This is a genomic window from Massilia frigida (assembly GCF_011682175.1).
Lineage (GTDB): Bacteria > Pseudomonadota > Gammaproteobacteria > Burkholderiales > Burkholderiaceae_D > Telluria_A > Telluria_A frigida.
In genome coordinates, this window is sequence record NZ_WHJG01000032.1 from 17905 (window position 1) to 32543 (window position 14639).

General features: G+C 65.0%; 11 protein-coding genes. 5 read left to right on the forward strand and 6 right to left on the reverse strand.

The genetic code is table 11. The features are described 5' to 3' along the window. Nucleotides 1–229 precede the first annotated feature (229 nt). Nucleotides 230–2473, forward strand: coding sequence for a PhoX family protein (locus F2P44_RS24740; protein ID WP_167090337.1), 2244 nt, complete (start codon nt 230–232; stop codon nt 2471–2473). A gap of 145 nt (nt 2474–2618) precedes the next feature. Here the strand turns inward: F2P44_RS24740 and F2P44_RS24745 are convergent, their stop codons facing one another. The 5 genes from F2P44_RS24745 to F2P44_RS24765 all read right to left on the reverse strand — a co-directional run bounded on the left by F2P44_RS24745 (nt 2619) and on the right by F2P44_RS24765 (nt 8547). Then, a complete protein-coding gene (locus tag F2P44_RS24745) occupies nt 2619–2969 on the reverse strand; it encodes a DUF5710 domain-containing protein (protein ID WP_167090339.1) in 351 nt (116 codons plus the stop codon). A gap of 26 nt (nt 2970–2995) precedes the next feature. After that, a complete protein-coding gene (rsmA, locus tag F2P44_RS24750) occupies nt 2996–3775 on the reverse strand; it encodes a 16S rRNA (adenine(1518)-N(6)/adenine(1519)-N(6))-dimethyltransferase RsmA (protein WP_167090341.1) in 780 nt (259 codons plus the stop codon). Nucleotides 3776–3795: 20 nt separating this feature from the next. Next, entirely contained in the window at nt 3796–4845 is a 1050-nt protein-coding gene (pdxA, locus tag F2P44_RS24755; protein WP_167090343.1) for a 4-hydroxythreonine-4-phosphate dehydrogenase PdxA, read from the reverse strand. A 4-nt stretch (nt 4846–4849) separates the two neighbouring features. Next, nucleotides 4850–6244: a peptidylprolyl isomerase gene (locus F2P44_RS24760; protein WP_167090345.1), complete on the reverse strand. Its 1395-nt coding sequence runs from the start codon at nt 6242–6244 to the stop codon at nt 4850–4852. Between the two features lie 74 nt (nt 6245–6318). Continuing rightward, nucleotides 6319–8547, reverse strand: a complete 2229-nt coding sequence (locus F2P44_RS24765; RefSeq protein ID WP_167090347.1) for an LPS-assembly protein LptD — start codon at nt 8545–8547, stop codon at nt 6319–6321. Nucleotides 8548–8644: 97 nt separating this feature from the next. Here F2P44_RS24765 and F2P44_RS24770 point away from each other — a divergent pair, with 97 nt between their 5' ends. From F2P44_RS24770 to F2P44_RS24785, 4 genes are read left to right on the forward strand one after another with little or no spacing between them, the layout of a single operon-like run. Next, entirely contained in the window at nt 8645–9700 is a 1056-nt protein-coding gene (locus tag F2P44_RS24770) for an aminoglycoside phosphotransferase family protein (RefSeq protein WP_167090349.1), read from the forward strand. Between the two features lie 13 nt (nt 9701–9713). Next, the gene (murU, locus tag F2P44_RS24775; RefSeq protein ID WP_167090351.1) at nt 9714–10436 is read left to right on the forward strand and encodes an N-acetylmuramate alpha-1-phosphate uridylyltransferase MurU; all 723 of its coding nucleotides are present in this window, start codon (nt 9714–9716) and stop codon (nt 10434–10436) included. Further along, nucleotides 10433–11767 carry a Xaa-Pro aminopeptidase gene (gene pepP / locus F2P44_RS24780; RefSeq protein ID WP_167090353.1) on the forward strand — a complete coding sequence of 445 codons (1335 nt, stop codon included), beginning with the start codon at nt 10433–10435 and terminating at the stop codon, nt 11765–11767. Before murU ends, pepP begins: the two co-directional genes overlap by 4 nt. Then, nucleotides 11767–12915, forward strand: a complete 1149-nt coding sequence (locus F2P44_RS24785) for an FAD-dependent monooxygenase (protein ID WP_167090355.1) — start codon at nt 11767–11769, stop codon at nt 12913–12915. The genes pepP and F2P44_RS24785 overlap by 1 nt, the downstream gene beginning before the upstream one ends. A 9-nt stretch (nt 12916–12924) precedes the next feature. Here F2P44_RS24785 and F2P44_RS36435 read toward each other — a convergent pair whose 3' ends face one another. After that, nucleotides 12925–14592, reverse strand: coding sequence for a methyl-accepting chemotaxis protein (locus F2P44_RS36435; RefSeq protein ID WP_167090357.1), 1668 nt, complete (start codon nt 14590–14592; stop codon nt 12925–12927). Nucleotides 14593–14639 lie beyond the last annotated feature (47 nt).

Here is a 14639-nt window from a genome sequence, read left to right on the forward strand (position 1 = left end):
TTCAGGGTGAGAGCAATTCGTTCGGCAAGCCAGCATCCATCATGGCATGAACGGGGTTAATGTTGGCGCTTTGGAAACGATATTTCTGCATGGATCGTCTTGCGCGGTCATGCATCCTGGATCGACAGGCCGGCGCCTGTCATCATCCTGTCATCCTGCCGTCACGGCACGGTCATCTGGGCTGGCTAGAATCCGGCTTGCTAAATCAACCCCCAGCCATAGGACCTTCATGAACAAGCCAAACGATCCGGTTCGCGCCATTGATCCGGATGATATCGACTGCAACGATTCGCCGAACGAACACTTCAACACGGTGCTCAATGCCCGCCTGAGCCGCCGCAGCCTGCTGCGCGGCGGCATGGCGTCGGCCGCCACGGCGATCTTCGGCGCAGTCGGTTTGTCGGCCTGCAGCAGCGATGACAGCCCAGGTCCGGTAACGCCGACCCCGACGCCGGTCCCGGCTGAAAAACTGCTGGCGTTTACCGCCGTGCCGAAAAGCCTGGCCGATCTCGTGACCGTCCCGGCCGGCTACACCGCGTCCGTCATCTATGCGCTGGGCGACCCGCTCAACGGCACCACCCCCGCCTACAAGAACGACGGCACCGACGACAACTTCGACACCCGCGCCGGCGACCATCACGACGGCATGGAGTTCTATGGCCTGTCGGCGACCGGCACCGCCACCACCAGCAGTTCGGAGCGCGGCCTGCTGGCCGTGAACCATGAAGCGACCACCGATGCGAAACTGTCGTCCTTCTTCCTGCACGCCAATGGCGGCGCGACCACCCTGCCGCGCCCCGCCGCCGAAGTGGACAAGGAAATCGCGATCCATGGCGTGAGCGTGGTCGAAGTCAGGAAGACCGGCGCCGCCTGGGCCTACGTCAAAGAGTCGTCGTTCAACCGCCGCATCACGCCGCTCTCCGACATCGAACTGTCCGGCCCGGCGCGCGGCAATGCGCTCCTGACCACCAAATACTCGCCGACCGCGACCAAGACGCGCGGCACCCTGAACAACTGCGGCACCGGCAAGTCGCCATGGGGTTCGTTCCTGACCGGTGAAGAAAACTGGTCCGGCTACTTTGTACGCGGCGGCGCCGACGACGCAGCGCGCGCCGGCGACAAGAGCATCGCCTCGCTCAAGCGCTATGGCCGCAGCCAGGGCGCCACCTCGCGCCACGGCTGGGAAAGCGCCGGCAGCGACGACAAGTACGCGCGCTGGGACATCAGCAAGAAAGGGACGTCGCTCGATGGCAGCGACGACTACCGCAATGAAATGAACGGCATGGGCTACATCGTCGAAATGGACCCGTACGACAAGTCCAAATCGGCCAAGAAGCGCACGGCGCTCGGCCGCTATGCCCACGAAAGCGCCGCCTTCGGCAACCCGGTCGCCGGCCAGCAGCTGGCCGTGTACATGGGCGACGATTCGCGCAATGAGTACATCTACAAATTCGTCTCGACCGCCGTCTGGGCCGCCGCCGACGCCAGCGCCAGCGACCGCATGGCCACCGGCGACAAATACCTCGACAGCGGCAAGCTGTATGTGGCCAAATTGAACGCCGACGGCAGCGGCCAGTGGATCGAACTGGCCATGTCGAACGCCGCGATTGCCGGATACGGCGCCTACAAGTTCGCCGACCAGGCCGACATCGCCATCAACGCCCGCCTGGCCGCCGATGCGGTGGGAGCGACCAAGATGGACCGTCCGGAATGGTGCTCGGTCAATCCGGCCAACGGCGAAATCTACTACGCGCTGACCAACAACTCGAACCGCGCGGTCGACCCGACGTCGTCGCAGCTGGTGCCGGACAGCGCCAACCCGCGCGCCTACACCGACATGAAAGGCAGCTCGGCCCAAAGCGGTAATCCGAACGGCCATATCCTGCGCATGAAGGAAGGCGCGGGCGCCAGCGCGGCCACCAGCTTCACGTGGGATGTGTACCTGTTCGGCGCCGAAGCGGGTGCCAGTGGCGGCTTCGTGAATTTGTCGAACCTGACCGCGGACCAGGATTTTTCGAGCCCGGACGGCCTGGCCTTCAGCCCGTACACCGGCATCTGCTGGATCCAGACCGACGATGGCGCGTACACCGACGTCACCAACTGCATGATGCTTGCCGCGATTCCGGGCACGGTCGGCGATGGCGCCAAGGTCACCCTGAACCATCCAAAGGCCAATGGCGGCACCTTGGCGGTCGATACCTACGTGGGCAAGAAGCCAAGCGCGGAGACGCTCAAGCGCTTCCTGGTCGGGCCGGTGGGGTCGGAGATCACGGGGATTTGCGAAACGCCGGATGGGAAGTCGATGTTCATCAACATCCAGCACCCGGGTGAAAATACGGCGCAGGCGAATCTGGGCGATCCGTCGAAGTACACCAGCCAGTGGCCGAGCAATGCCGGCTACGGCGCGGGCAAGCGACCACGGTCGGCGACCATCGTGATCACCAAGAACGATGGTGGGCGGATCGGGACGTAAGGACCGCTAAACTAAAACCTTTTACCGGTAAACTAAAAACCGTCATTCCTGCCACTGGCAGAAATGACTTCCCGCGCAGGAATGACGGTTTTGAGGTTTTAGGTCAAAGGGTACTTGGCTCGGTAATTGATACGCGAAGACCACTTCAGGTCGTCAGCCCACTCACAATCCGCAGCACCTCGGCGCGGGCATCCGACCATCCAGACGCCGCCAGCTTCGGCCCGCACTCCGGGCACGCCTCAAACGGATTGCACCCGTGTTCCAGCGCCACATAGCGCGCGCCCACGACCTGCTTGCCCGCATACGAATCAACCCTGCCCGCCGGAGCGCCGGAAGCCTTGGCGGGGCCTGGCGCCAAGCCCTTGAGCACCCAGCGCTGGAACGGCGCCGCATCCACGTTATCGGGCACGTACCACAGCTTGCTATCCTTGTTCCAGCGCGCGCCCAGGGCCTTGGCCTCGTCTTTTTCGGCGTACGGGACTTTCAGCATGATCATGACAATGCTCCCATCGGATCGGCCAGTCAGGCCGGTTGCTTGAGCAAATTCGACAGCGCCACATACTGCTCCAGGCTGACCGTCTCCGGACGGGTCGAAGGATCGATGCCCGCCTCGATCAGCTGCGCCTCGGTAAACATCCCCGCCACGCAGTTGCGGATCACCTTGCGGCGCTGCGAAAACGCCTTCATCACCACCGCCTCCAACGTCGGCCCGTCGCAGGCCAGCTTGCGCGCGGTCGGCACCATGCGCACGATCGCCGACTCCACCTGCGGCGGCGGATCGAACGCGGTCGGCGGCACGATGAACATCAGCGACATGTCGTAGCGCCATTGCAGCATCACGGACAAGCGTCCGTACACCTTGCTGCCCGGCGCCGCCACCATGCGCTCGACGACTTCCTTTTGCAGCATGAAATGCTGGTCTTCGATCAGGTGTGCGAATTCGGCCAGGTGAAACAGCAGCGGGCTCGAAATGTTGTACGGCAGGTTGCCGACCACGCGCAGCTTTTGCCCTTCCGGTACCGGAATCTGGCCGTAGTCGAACTTGAGCGCGTCGCCCGAGTGAATGGTCAGCTTCTCGCGCGGGAAGTTGTTTTCCAGGCGCGCGACCAGGTCGCGGTCCAGTTCCACCACGTGCATGTGGTCCAGGCGCTTGAGCAGCAGCGCCGTCATGGCGGCCAGGCCCGGCCCGATTTCGACCATCGCCTGGCCCTTCTCGGGACCGATGGCGTCGATGATGTTATCGAGGACGAGTTTGTCGGTCAAAAAATTCTGGCCGAAGCGCTTGCGGGCGACGTGTTTCATATTCTTCTTCTCAAATCTGTTTAAAGCTGCGATGCACGCTGTGCGTCCACCATGTGCAGGGCGGTGCGGATGGCTTGTTCCATGCTGCCGCAGTCGGCGCGGCCGAGGCCTGCGGCGGCCAGGTCGAGCGCGGTGCCGTGGTCGACCGAGGTGCGGATCAGCGGCAAGCCGAGCGTGATGTTCACGCCGCGTCCGAAGGTGGCGTATTTGAGCACCGGCAGGCCCTGGTCGTGGTACATGGCCAGCACGCAGTCGGCGTCGATCAGATACTTGTGCTGGAACAGGGTATCGGCCGGATACGGCCCGCGCGCGTCGATGCCGTTCGCGCGCGCCTGTTCCAGTGCCGGCGTGATGGTGTCGATCTCTTCGCGCCCCAGGTAGCCGTTCTCGCCCGCGTGCGGATTGAGGCCGGTGACCAGGATGCGCGGAGCGGCAATGCCGAATTTGGTTTTCAGGTCGTCATGAATGATGCCGATCACCCGCGCCAGGCCCTCGCGGGTGATGGCCGCCGCGACATCCTTGAGCGGCAAATGGGTGGTGGCCAGCGCCACCCGCAGCGGCGGATTGCCAGGTTCGGTCTCGCCGGCCAGCATCATCACCACCTGCGCGGTGCCGGTTTTTTCGGCCAGGTATTCGGTGTGGCCCGAAAAAGCCACGCCGGCGTCGTTGATGGTGCTCTTTTGCAGGGGCGCGGTGACGATGGCGTCGAACCAGCCGGCGCGTGCGCCTTCGAGCGCCAGGTCGAGCGTGGCCAGCAGCGCGCGCCCGTTGGCCGGATCGAGCACGCCCGGCACCACGTGGGCACCGAGCGGCACGTCGATCACGGCGATGCGGGACGGCCCGAAGTGCGGCAGGCCGCCGTTGCGCAGCGCCTGCACCGACAGCGCGGCCAGTTCGATAGCGGGGTCGATCAGGCTGGCGGTTAGCGCCAGGAAGGCGGCGTCGCCGAGCAGCACGCAGTTGACCTGCGCACGCATGGCCCAGGCGGCGCGGATCGAGATTTCCGGCCCGATCCCGGCCGGTTCGCCGGTGGTGATGGCGATCGCCGGCCGTGTGCTTGCCTGGTGCATCGGCTTACTTGTTTTCGTCGCGGAACTCGACGTAGGCGCGGTCGCGCACCTGGCGCGCCCAGTCTTCGGTGGCTTCTTCGAGCTTGCGGTCGCGGATCACCTGGCGCGCGGCCATGCGCACCCGTTCCTTGTTCTGGTCGTCGCTCTTGCGTTCCATCACTTCGATCAGGTGGAAACCGTACGGCGTTTCGACCACGGCGCTCAGCTCGCCCGGTTTGAGCGTGCTCATGACGGTCTCGAATTCGGGCACGACGTCGCCCGGGTACAGCCAGCCGAGGTCGCCGCCCTTGCTGGCCGAACCATCGTTGGAGAACAGGCGCGCCAGTTCCTCGAACTTGGCGGCCTTGTTGTCGAGGCGCTCCTTCAATTCGGTCAGCTTGCGCTTGGCGTCGGCCGCCGTCATGGTCGGGCTGACCTTGAGCAGGATGTGGCGCGCGCGCGTCTGCTGCACCGCCGCCGGCGCGCTGGCGTCGGCCAGGTTGCGCTTGTCGACCATCTTGAGGATGTGAAAACCGGTGGTGCTTTTCAGGACCGGGGTGACCTGGCCCGGCTTGAGCTTGGACAGGGCGTCGGAAAACAGCGGCGGCAGGCGGTCGGTGTTGCGCCAGCCGATTTCGCCGCCCTTGAGCGCATCGCTCGAATCGGAATAGGTGGCGGCGATCTTGGCGAAGTCGGCGCCGGTGCGCAGCTGGCGCATCACTTCGTCGGCCCGTGCGCGGCGCGCGGCGATCTGCTCGGGCGAGGCGTTTTCGGGGATGCGCACCATGATCTGCGACAGGTTCATTTCGACCTTGTCGGCGGCGGCGGCTTTTTCGGCGGCCAGGTAGGTGTCGACCTCGGCGTCGGAAATCTGGATCTTGTTGTCGACTTCATGCTCGCGCAGGCGCTGCATCATGATTTCGCTGCGGATCTCTTCGCGGAAGGCGGCGAAGGTGGTGCCGCTCTTTTCCATCTGGTTGCGCATGTCCTGCACCGACATCTTTTGCTGCTCGGCGATGCGGCCGATAGCGCGGTCGAGCATGGTGTCGTCGACGCGCACGCCCATTTCCTTGGCCAGCTGCATCTGGGCGCGTTCGACGATCATGCGCTCGATGACCTGGCGCTGCAAGTCGGCCGCTTCGGGCACGGGCGCGTTCTGCGCCTTCATCGCGCCTTCGACGGCGCGCACGCGCGCGGCGATTTCGTTGCGGGTGATGACTTCATCGTTGACCACCACGGCGATCGAATCGATGACATTGGCGGACGCCGATGCCGGCGGCAGGAAGCCGCTCGACGGCTTGGCGGGGGCCGCTGGCGCCGGCTTGGCCGGGGCGCCTGGCTTGGCCGGAGCGCCCTGCGCGGCGGCCTGTCCGGCGCACAGGGCGCACAGCAGCGTCGCTGCGATCTTGAGTTGGTGCATACGGATATTACGCATAATCTGGGAAGCACTCATATTCAGGTGATATTCGGTGAATAAAAAATCCGACGTCCCGCTTAACGGCTCGGGCCCGGATTGAGCCTCGTGTAACCTGGAACGCTCTTGTAAAACGATTCGAGCGGACTGCCGAAACCAAGCTTGGACAGGCCGTTCAGCTCAAGCTGGACGAACGCCTGGGTCGAGGTATTGCGCGTGGTCGTCACAAAACGCTGGCCACCCATGCGGAACACCCAGCAATCGGCCTGGTATTCCAGCCCGACCAGGCTTTCGACCACCTTGTGGCTCAGGACCGAGTAATTCATCCGGCCCACGCCATACCAGCGCTTCGAGAGCGGCCACTGCGACGATATCATCGCATTCTTGACGCTGTCGCGCAGGAAGCGATACTCGGCGTTGATGACCTTCTTTTCGCCCGGCTGCCACTGTACCCCGTAGTTGGATGCGACCACGCTGCTGGCGCTGGCATTGTATTGCACCGCGCTGTCGAAGTTCCATTTCTCGGAAATGCGGCCGGACGCCTGCAGCAGCACGTCGGAGCGGCTTTCGGTGCGCGGCGCGTTGGCCAGCAGCTGGACGCGCTGCTCGTTGAGGTAAAAGCGCTGCCCGAATACCAGGCGCAGGCGCTCGGCCCCGTTCGATTCCAGGAAGCGTGAGACCAGTGCCGCGGTCAATTGGTTCGCATCCGATACCCGGTCGTTGCCGATAAAGCGGTTTTCGTTGAAGATCTGGGCCATGTTGAAGCTGGCCTCGAAGGTATCGAAATTCGGGAACTTGCTCTGGTCCTTGTACGGCGTGTAGACGTAGAACAGGCGCGGTTCGAGCGTTTGCGTCATCTGGCGCCCGGCCAGCTTGGCGTCGCGCTCGAATACCAGGCCGCTGTCGAGCGAAAAGGTGGGCAGCACGCGCGTGAGCGAGGTCGGGGCGTTGGCGGCGCTGTCGACGCCATGGCTAAGCTCGTAGGCGCTGGCGTGCAGGCTGAGCTTGGGCGTGATGTGGTAGCCGGGACGCACGATCGGATAGCTGAGCTGCGGCATCACCACCGCGCGGTTGCCGGTAGGCAAGTCCGGATGCGCAAAGCGGGTCACTTCGGTGTCGACCGCCCAGTCGAAGCCCTTGACGTCGTAGCGGCCGGCATGCAGCAACAGTTCCGGCAAGCGTGCGTACGGACGCGCAATGAAGAAATTCGGGTCCTGCAAAATCTGGTAGCTCTGCGCCCGCAGCGACATATTCCAGTGCTCGGCGCGATAGTCAGTGCGCACTTCGCGCACCAGCTGCCGTTCGGCGCTGCTGGAAATCGATTGCGAGAAGTCGCTCGGATAATTGTCATCCGAGGCGCCGTTCAGGTTCCAGCCGAACGACAGGCCGCGCGCAATGCCCTGGTTGTGCAGCGAATTGACGCGCCAGCGGTCGGTCTTGGTGACCTTGTCGTTGGGCAAGACTTCGGCATGGGTCTGGCCGGAATAGCCGCCATACGCGTTTTCGCCCAGGTAGCGCGCGGTGGCGCCGAACTGGATGCCGCGGTCGAGCATCCAGCGCGGATACAGGGTCAGGTCGCGGTTGGGCGCGATGTTCACATAATAAGGTTGCAAGACCTCGGCGCGGCCCTTGGAACGCAAGCCCACGGTCGGCGGCAGCCAGCCGGAACGGCGCGCGCCCGACAGCGAGAACGACAGCGCCGGCGTGCCGATGATCGGCACGCCCTTGAAATAAATCACGGTCTTGCCGGCCACGCCCACGTCGCGCCCGGCGTCGAGGCGCAGGGTGTTCGACTTGAGGTACCAGTCGGGCGTGAGGCCTTCGCAGGTGGTGTAGGTGCCGTCAACGACGATGGCTTCGTCTTCGCTGATGAAATCGACGCGCTTGGCCGCGCCCTGCGCGTTGTTGAGCCCCATGCGGTACTCGGGACGCAATACCCAGCCCTTGCCCGAAGACAAGTTCAGCTGCAACTCTTCGCCCTTGTAGGTGTCGCCGAAGCGTTCCATCCAGACATTGCCGTTGGCGGTGACTTCATTCTCGACGTTCTTGAAACAGGCGCGGTCGGCTTTCATCCGGGTTTGTCCCCGGCTCAGTTCGACACCGCGCTCAAGAATGAGTTCGCGTTCGGGGCGGCCGGAAATTTCCTCTGCGCGCACGTTCACGGGCAGGTTCGGATCTTCGGTACGTTCGCGCTTTTGGACGTTTTGGACGGTTTGGGCGTGCAAGGGCACCGCGGTGGCGGTGACGAGCGCCGTCAGGGCATAGGCCCAACGCTGCGAGGGGAGAGCTGCCGGTTTTTTCCAGCTCATGAAATGACGTGTGCAAACACCATGGCAGGCGATTTTTTGAGTTTAATCCCTTATTATATGGGAATCTTCACCTTCAATCGGATTCTCAGGCTGCATCATGTCTTCATCGCTCCCCACCACCCCCGCAACATCGTCGGACACCCGCCTGACGCAGCTCACCACCTGGCTCGATACGCTCGGCCTGGTGCAGGTCGAATCGCGCCGTCCGGCCTCGGCCGACGCCAGCTTCCGCCGCTACTTCCGGCTCGACGTCGCGCCCGCACTGCGCGCCAAACTCGGCGCCACCCTGATCGCCATGGATGCCCCGCCCGAGCGCGAAAACGTGCCGGCCTTCATCCACGTGCAAGGCTTGCTGCTCGCTGCCGGCGTGTCGGTGCCGGCCATCGTGGCGCAGGATGTGGCCAATGGCTTCCTGCTGCTGTCGGACCTGGGTACCACCACGTACCTGCAGCGCCTGGACGTCGACAACGCCCCGTTCATGTACTCGGACGCGGTCGACGCGCTGATCAAGTTCCAGCTCACCAGCGAAGCCGGCGTGCTGCCCGAATACGACCGCGCCTTCATCGAACGCGAGCTGAACCTGTTCCCGGAATGGTTCGTCGGCAAGCACCTGGGCGTGACCATGACGCCGGCACAGAGCGCCACGCTGAACAAGGTGTTCGAGGCGATCATCGCCAACAACCTGGCCCAGCAACAAGTATTCATGCACCGTGATTTCCATTCGCGCAACCTGATGTTCATGGACCAGGGCAACCCGGGCGTGCTGGACTTCCAGGATGCCGTGTTCGGCCCGGTCACCTACGACCTGGCCTCGCTGCTGCGCGACGCGTATGTGCAATGGGATGAAGAAATCGTGCTCGACTGGGTGGTGCGCTACTGGCAGCGCGCCAAGGCGGTCGGGCTGCCGGTCAATCCGGACATCGACGCGTTTTACCAGGACTTCGAATTCATGGCCTTGCAGCGCCACCTGAAAATCCTCGGCATCTTCTGCCGCCTGAACTACCGCGACGGCAAGAGCGCCTACCTGGGCGATCTGCCGACCGTGATCGACTACGTGCGCAAGACGTGCAACCGCTACATTGCCCTCAAACCGCTGGCGCGCCTGCTCGACGCCTTCGAGGACAAGGTTCCGCAAGTGGGCTACACCTTCTGATGCGGGGCCACTCATGAAAGCCATGATCCTGGCCGCCGGCCGCGGCGAACGCATGCGGCCACTGACCGACCATTGCCCCAAGCCGCTGCTGACAGTGCGCGGCCGGCCGCTGATCGTCTGGCATATCCTGAACCTGGTGCGCGCGGGGATCACCGAGATCGTCATCAACCACGCATACATGGGCGACGTGATCGAGCGCGAACTGGGCGACGGCGGCAAGTACGGCGCGCGCATCGTCTACTCGCCCGAAACGGTGGCGCTGGAAACGGCCGGCGGCATCGCCAACGCGCTGCACCTGCTGGGGGACGATCCGTTCCTGGTGCTGTCGGCCGACATCTACTGCCCCTACTTCGATTTTGCGCAGGTGGCCGACGTGCTGGTTGACGAAGACATGTGGGGCAATCCTTACCCGCTTGACAAGCGCGACGCCTGCTGGATCTACCTGACGCCGAACCCCTTCCACAATCCGCAGGGCGACTTCGGCCTGACCATGTACCAGGTGGCCAACGACGGCGACACCAAGTGGAATTTCTCGAACATCGGCGTGTACCGGGCGGAGATGTTCAAGGCCATCGCGCCGGGCACGCATGCGCGCCTGGGCACCCTGATCCGCCAGTACGCGGACCTGGGCCAGGTGGGCGGCGAAATCTACGAAGGCGACTGGGTCAACGTCGGCACGGTGGCGCAGCTCGAAGAGCTCAACGCACCGCTGGGCGCGCGCAAGGCGGCACCATGAACAACGCGCCTTTCGCGGCGCGGCGCGCGCGCCTGTGCGCGGCGATGCAGCCGGGCGCGGTGGCGATCCTGTCGACCGCGCCGGAAGTGCAGCGCAACAGCGACACCGACTACCCCTACCGCCACGACAGCTATTTTTACTACCTGAGCGGCTTCACGGAACCGGACAGCGTGCTGGTGCTGGTGGCCGGGCATGGGTCGACGGCGGCGCAGGCGATCCTGTTCTGCCGCCAGAAGAACGTCGAGCGCGAAATCTGGGATGGCTTCCGCCATGGTCCCGAGGGCGCGCGCATCGCCTTCGGTTTCGATGCCGCCTTCCCGATCGAGGAGCTGGATACGGAAATGGCGCGGCTGCTGGCCAACGCCCCGGCGGCGTATTATGCGCTCGGGCACAGCGCCGCGCTCGACATGCAAATGAAGAACTGGCTGCTGGCGGTGCGGCGCCAGGCGCGTACCGGCGTCACTGCGCCGACGGTGGCGCATGACCTGCTGGCCATGCTCGACGAGATGCGGGTGTTCAAGGACGACGGCGAACAAGCCGTGATGCTGCGCGCCGCGACCATTTCGGGCAAGGCGCACGAACGCGCCATGCGTTTTTCAAAACCCGGCGTGTACGAATACGAGATCGAGGCGGAACTGCTGCACGAGTTCCGCCGCAACGGCGCCCAGTTTCCGGCCTACACGCCGATCGTGGCCTCGGGCGCGAACGCCTGCGTGCTGCACTACAACGCCAACAACGGGCAAACGCGCGACGGCGACCTGGTGCTGATCGACGCCGGCTGTGAACTGGACAGCTACGCCGCCGACATCACCCGCACCTATCCCGTCAACGGCCGCTTCAGCGGACCACAGCGGGTGCTGTACGAGCTGGTACTGGCAGCGCAGGAGGCGGCGCTGGCGGTGCTGCGGCCCGGCCAGAAGTACAGCGACATCCACGACGCCGCCACGCGCGTGCTGGCGCAGGGCATGCTCGACCTGGGCTTGCTGGACAAGGGCAAATTCGGCAGCGTCGACGACGTCATCGCCGAGCGCGCGCACCAGCAGTTCTACATGCACGGCACCGGCCACTGGCTGGGCCTCGACGTGCACGATGCCGGCGCTTACCGCGACGTCACGGTGGATGGCAAGCCATCGCGCCCGCTGCAGGCGGGCATGGTGCTGACGGTCGAACCGGGCATCTACGTGCGTCCGGCGGACGGCGTGCCGGAACAGTTCTGGCACATCGGCATCCGCATCGAGGACGACGTGCTGCTCACCCCAGGCGGGCATACGATCCTGAGCGCTTGCGCTCCAAGGCTGGCGGACGATATTGAACAACTGATGCGGACCTGATGGACAACACACAAACAACGTTCGATGTGGCGATCTGCGGTGCCGGCCCGGTCGGCATGGCACTGGCCGCCCTGCTGGCGCGGCGCGGCATGGATAGCGCGCGGATTGCCCTGATCGACGCCAAGGCGCTGGGTACGGCAATGAGCGACCCGCGCTCGATCGCGCTGTCGTATGGCAGCCGCCTGCTGCTGGAAGAGATCGGCGCCTGGCCGCTGCCGGCCAGCGCCATCCACCAGGTCCATGTATCGCGCCGCGGCCACTTCGGGCGCAGCCTGATCGACCGCGGCGAGCATGGCGTGGAGGCACTCGGTTACGTGGCGCGCTACGGCGACCTGGTGTCGGCCCTGTCGGCGGCGTGCGAGCGCGCCGGCGTGGTGGCGATGCGGCCGGCGCGCGTGGCCGGCCATGCGGAGCGTGCCGATGGCGTCGGACTGACCTTGGACGACGGCCGCGCGCTGGATGCGGCGGTGGTGGTGCAGGCCGAGGGCGGCGTGTTCGGCGAGCAGGATGCCAGGTCGCGCACGCACGACTACCGGCAGACGGCGGTGATTGCGCGCGTCAGCGCCAGCGCGCCGCTTGCGCATCGCGCGTACGAGCGCTTTACCGGCGAAGGGCCGCTGGCGCTGCTGCCGCAGGACGGCGCCGATGGCCATCAGTATGCGCTGGTGTGGTGCGTGCGGCCGGAGCGCGCGCAGGCATTGCTGGCGCTCGATGACGCGGCTTTCCTGGCGCAGCTGGGCGAGGCGTTCGGGCAGCGCCTGGGACGGTTTACCGCAACTGGCGCGCGCAGTGCCTATCCGCTCGGGCTCAATGCCGAACCGGCTGCCACCAAGCGTACGGTGGCGATCGGGAATGCGGCGCAGACCTTGCACCCGGTGGCGGGACAGGGATTGAACCTGGGGCTGCGCGATGCGGCCGTGCTGGCGCGGCTGCTGGTACGCGAGGCGGGGCCGGCGGCCGTGAGCGCGTTCGCCAGCGAGCGGCAGAGCGACCGCAAGCTGGTGGTGGAGCTGACCGATAGCATGGCGCGCGCGTTCGCGCATGAGGGGCCGGGGCAGGCCCTGCTGGGATTGTCGCTTGGCTTGCTCGACACATTCAACCCGGCCAAGAATTTGCTGGGTGAATGGATGATGTTCGGACGGCGCTGATAGCGTCGTTTAAAACTCTTCCCAATCCTCGGCCGGCGTGGCGCTGCCCAGCTGCTTTTTCACCGGCGCGCGCCCCACCGGCTTGGACGCGCTGCGCGCCGCCATTTGCCGTGGCGCCGATGCCACCGCGGTGCCGGCATTGAGCTTGAACACGCTGACCACGGCGGCCAGCTGGCGCGCCTGGTCCTGCATCGCTTCGGACGCCGCCGCAGCCTCTTCCACCAGCGCCGCGTTCTGCTGCGTCACCTGGTCCATCTGCGTGAGCGCCTGGTTGATCTGCTCGATCCCCAGGGTCTGCTCCTGGCTGGCCGCCGCGATGTCGCCCATGATATCGGTCACCCGGCGGATGCTCTGGACGATATCGTCCATCGTGCTGCCCGCGTCGTTTACCAGTTTGCTGCCCGCCTCGACCTGCTCGACCGAGCTGCCGATCAAGCCCTTGATCTCCTTGGCCGCCTGGGCCGAGCGCTGCGCCAGGTTGCGCACCTCGCTCGCCACCACCGCGAACCCGCGTCCCTGCTCGCCCGCGCGCGCCGCTTCCACCGCCGCGTTCAGGGCCAGGATATTGGTCTGGAACGCGATCCCGTCGATCACGCCGATGATGTCGACGATCTTGTTGCTGGCCTCATTGATGCGGCCCATCGTATCGACCACGTTGCCGATCACGTTACCGCCCTTGGTAGCCACGTCCGATGCCGTCGCGGCCAGGGTGCTGGCCTGGCGCGCGTTGTCGGCGCTCTGCTTGACGGTGGACGTCAGTTCTTCCATCGACGATGCGGTTTCCTCCAGCGAGCTGGCTTGCTCCTCGGTGCGGCTCGACAGGTCCTGGTTGCCGGCCGCGATTTCGGACGAGGCGACGGAAATCGTATCGGTGCCCTGGCGCACCTGGCGCACCACGTCGACCAGGCTGTCGTTCATTTTTTGCAGCGCCGTGAGCAGCTGGCCGATTTCGTCGTTCGATTCGATCTTGACGGTGCCGGTCAGATTGCCGCCGGCGATGCTGTTGGCAAAGCGCAGCGCCTCGGCGATCGAGCGCGAGATGCCGCGAATGAGCGCGGCGCCGATCAGCAGGCCGAGTGCGGCGCTAACGACAATCAGGCCGATGGCGAGCGCGCGCGCCGTCTCGAAACGCGCCGTGGCTTCCTGGTACTCGGACTTGCCGACGCCGAGCTGGTACTTGATCAGCGCGTTCATGTTCTCGCGCACCGGCTGGAAGGCCTGGGTCAGCGCGCCGTTCACCAGGGCGACAGCGGCTGGCGCGTCCTTGGCGCGAAACGCGGCCAGGGTCGGCTTGATTCCCTGCGCCACGAACGCTTCCCGGCTGGCCACGAACTTGGCCGCGATGATTTTTTCTTCGGCGGTCAGATAGGTCTGCATATATTCGCCCCACACGGTGGTGACGACCTTCACGCGCTGCTCGACCTCGTCGGCCACCGCACCCAGGCCGGCCGGGTCGGCGCTGACCGCTTTCGACAGGGCGGTCTGGTTTTGCTGGATCTCGGTCAGCACTTCGGCCAGCATGCCCACCGCCACCAGGCGGTCTTCGTACACCGTCTTGAGCGAGGCGTTGGTCACGCTCAGGTTGCGCAAGCCGAGCAAGCCAATGAGCAGGGAAATCACACTGAGCACCGTGATGACGAAAATGAGGCGGGCCTTGATCGTCAGGTTCTTGAACATGGTCGGTGACCTTTCAGCGTGCGATTGTGGGAGCCAGATGGGCATGG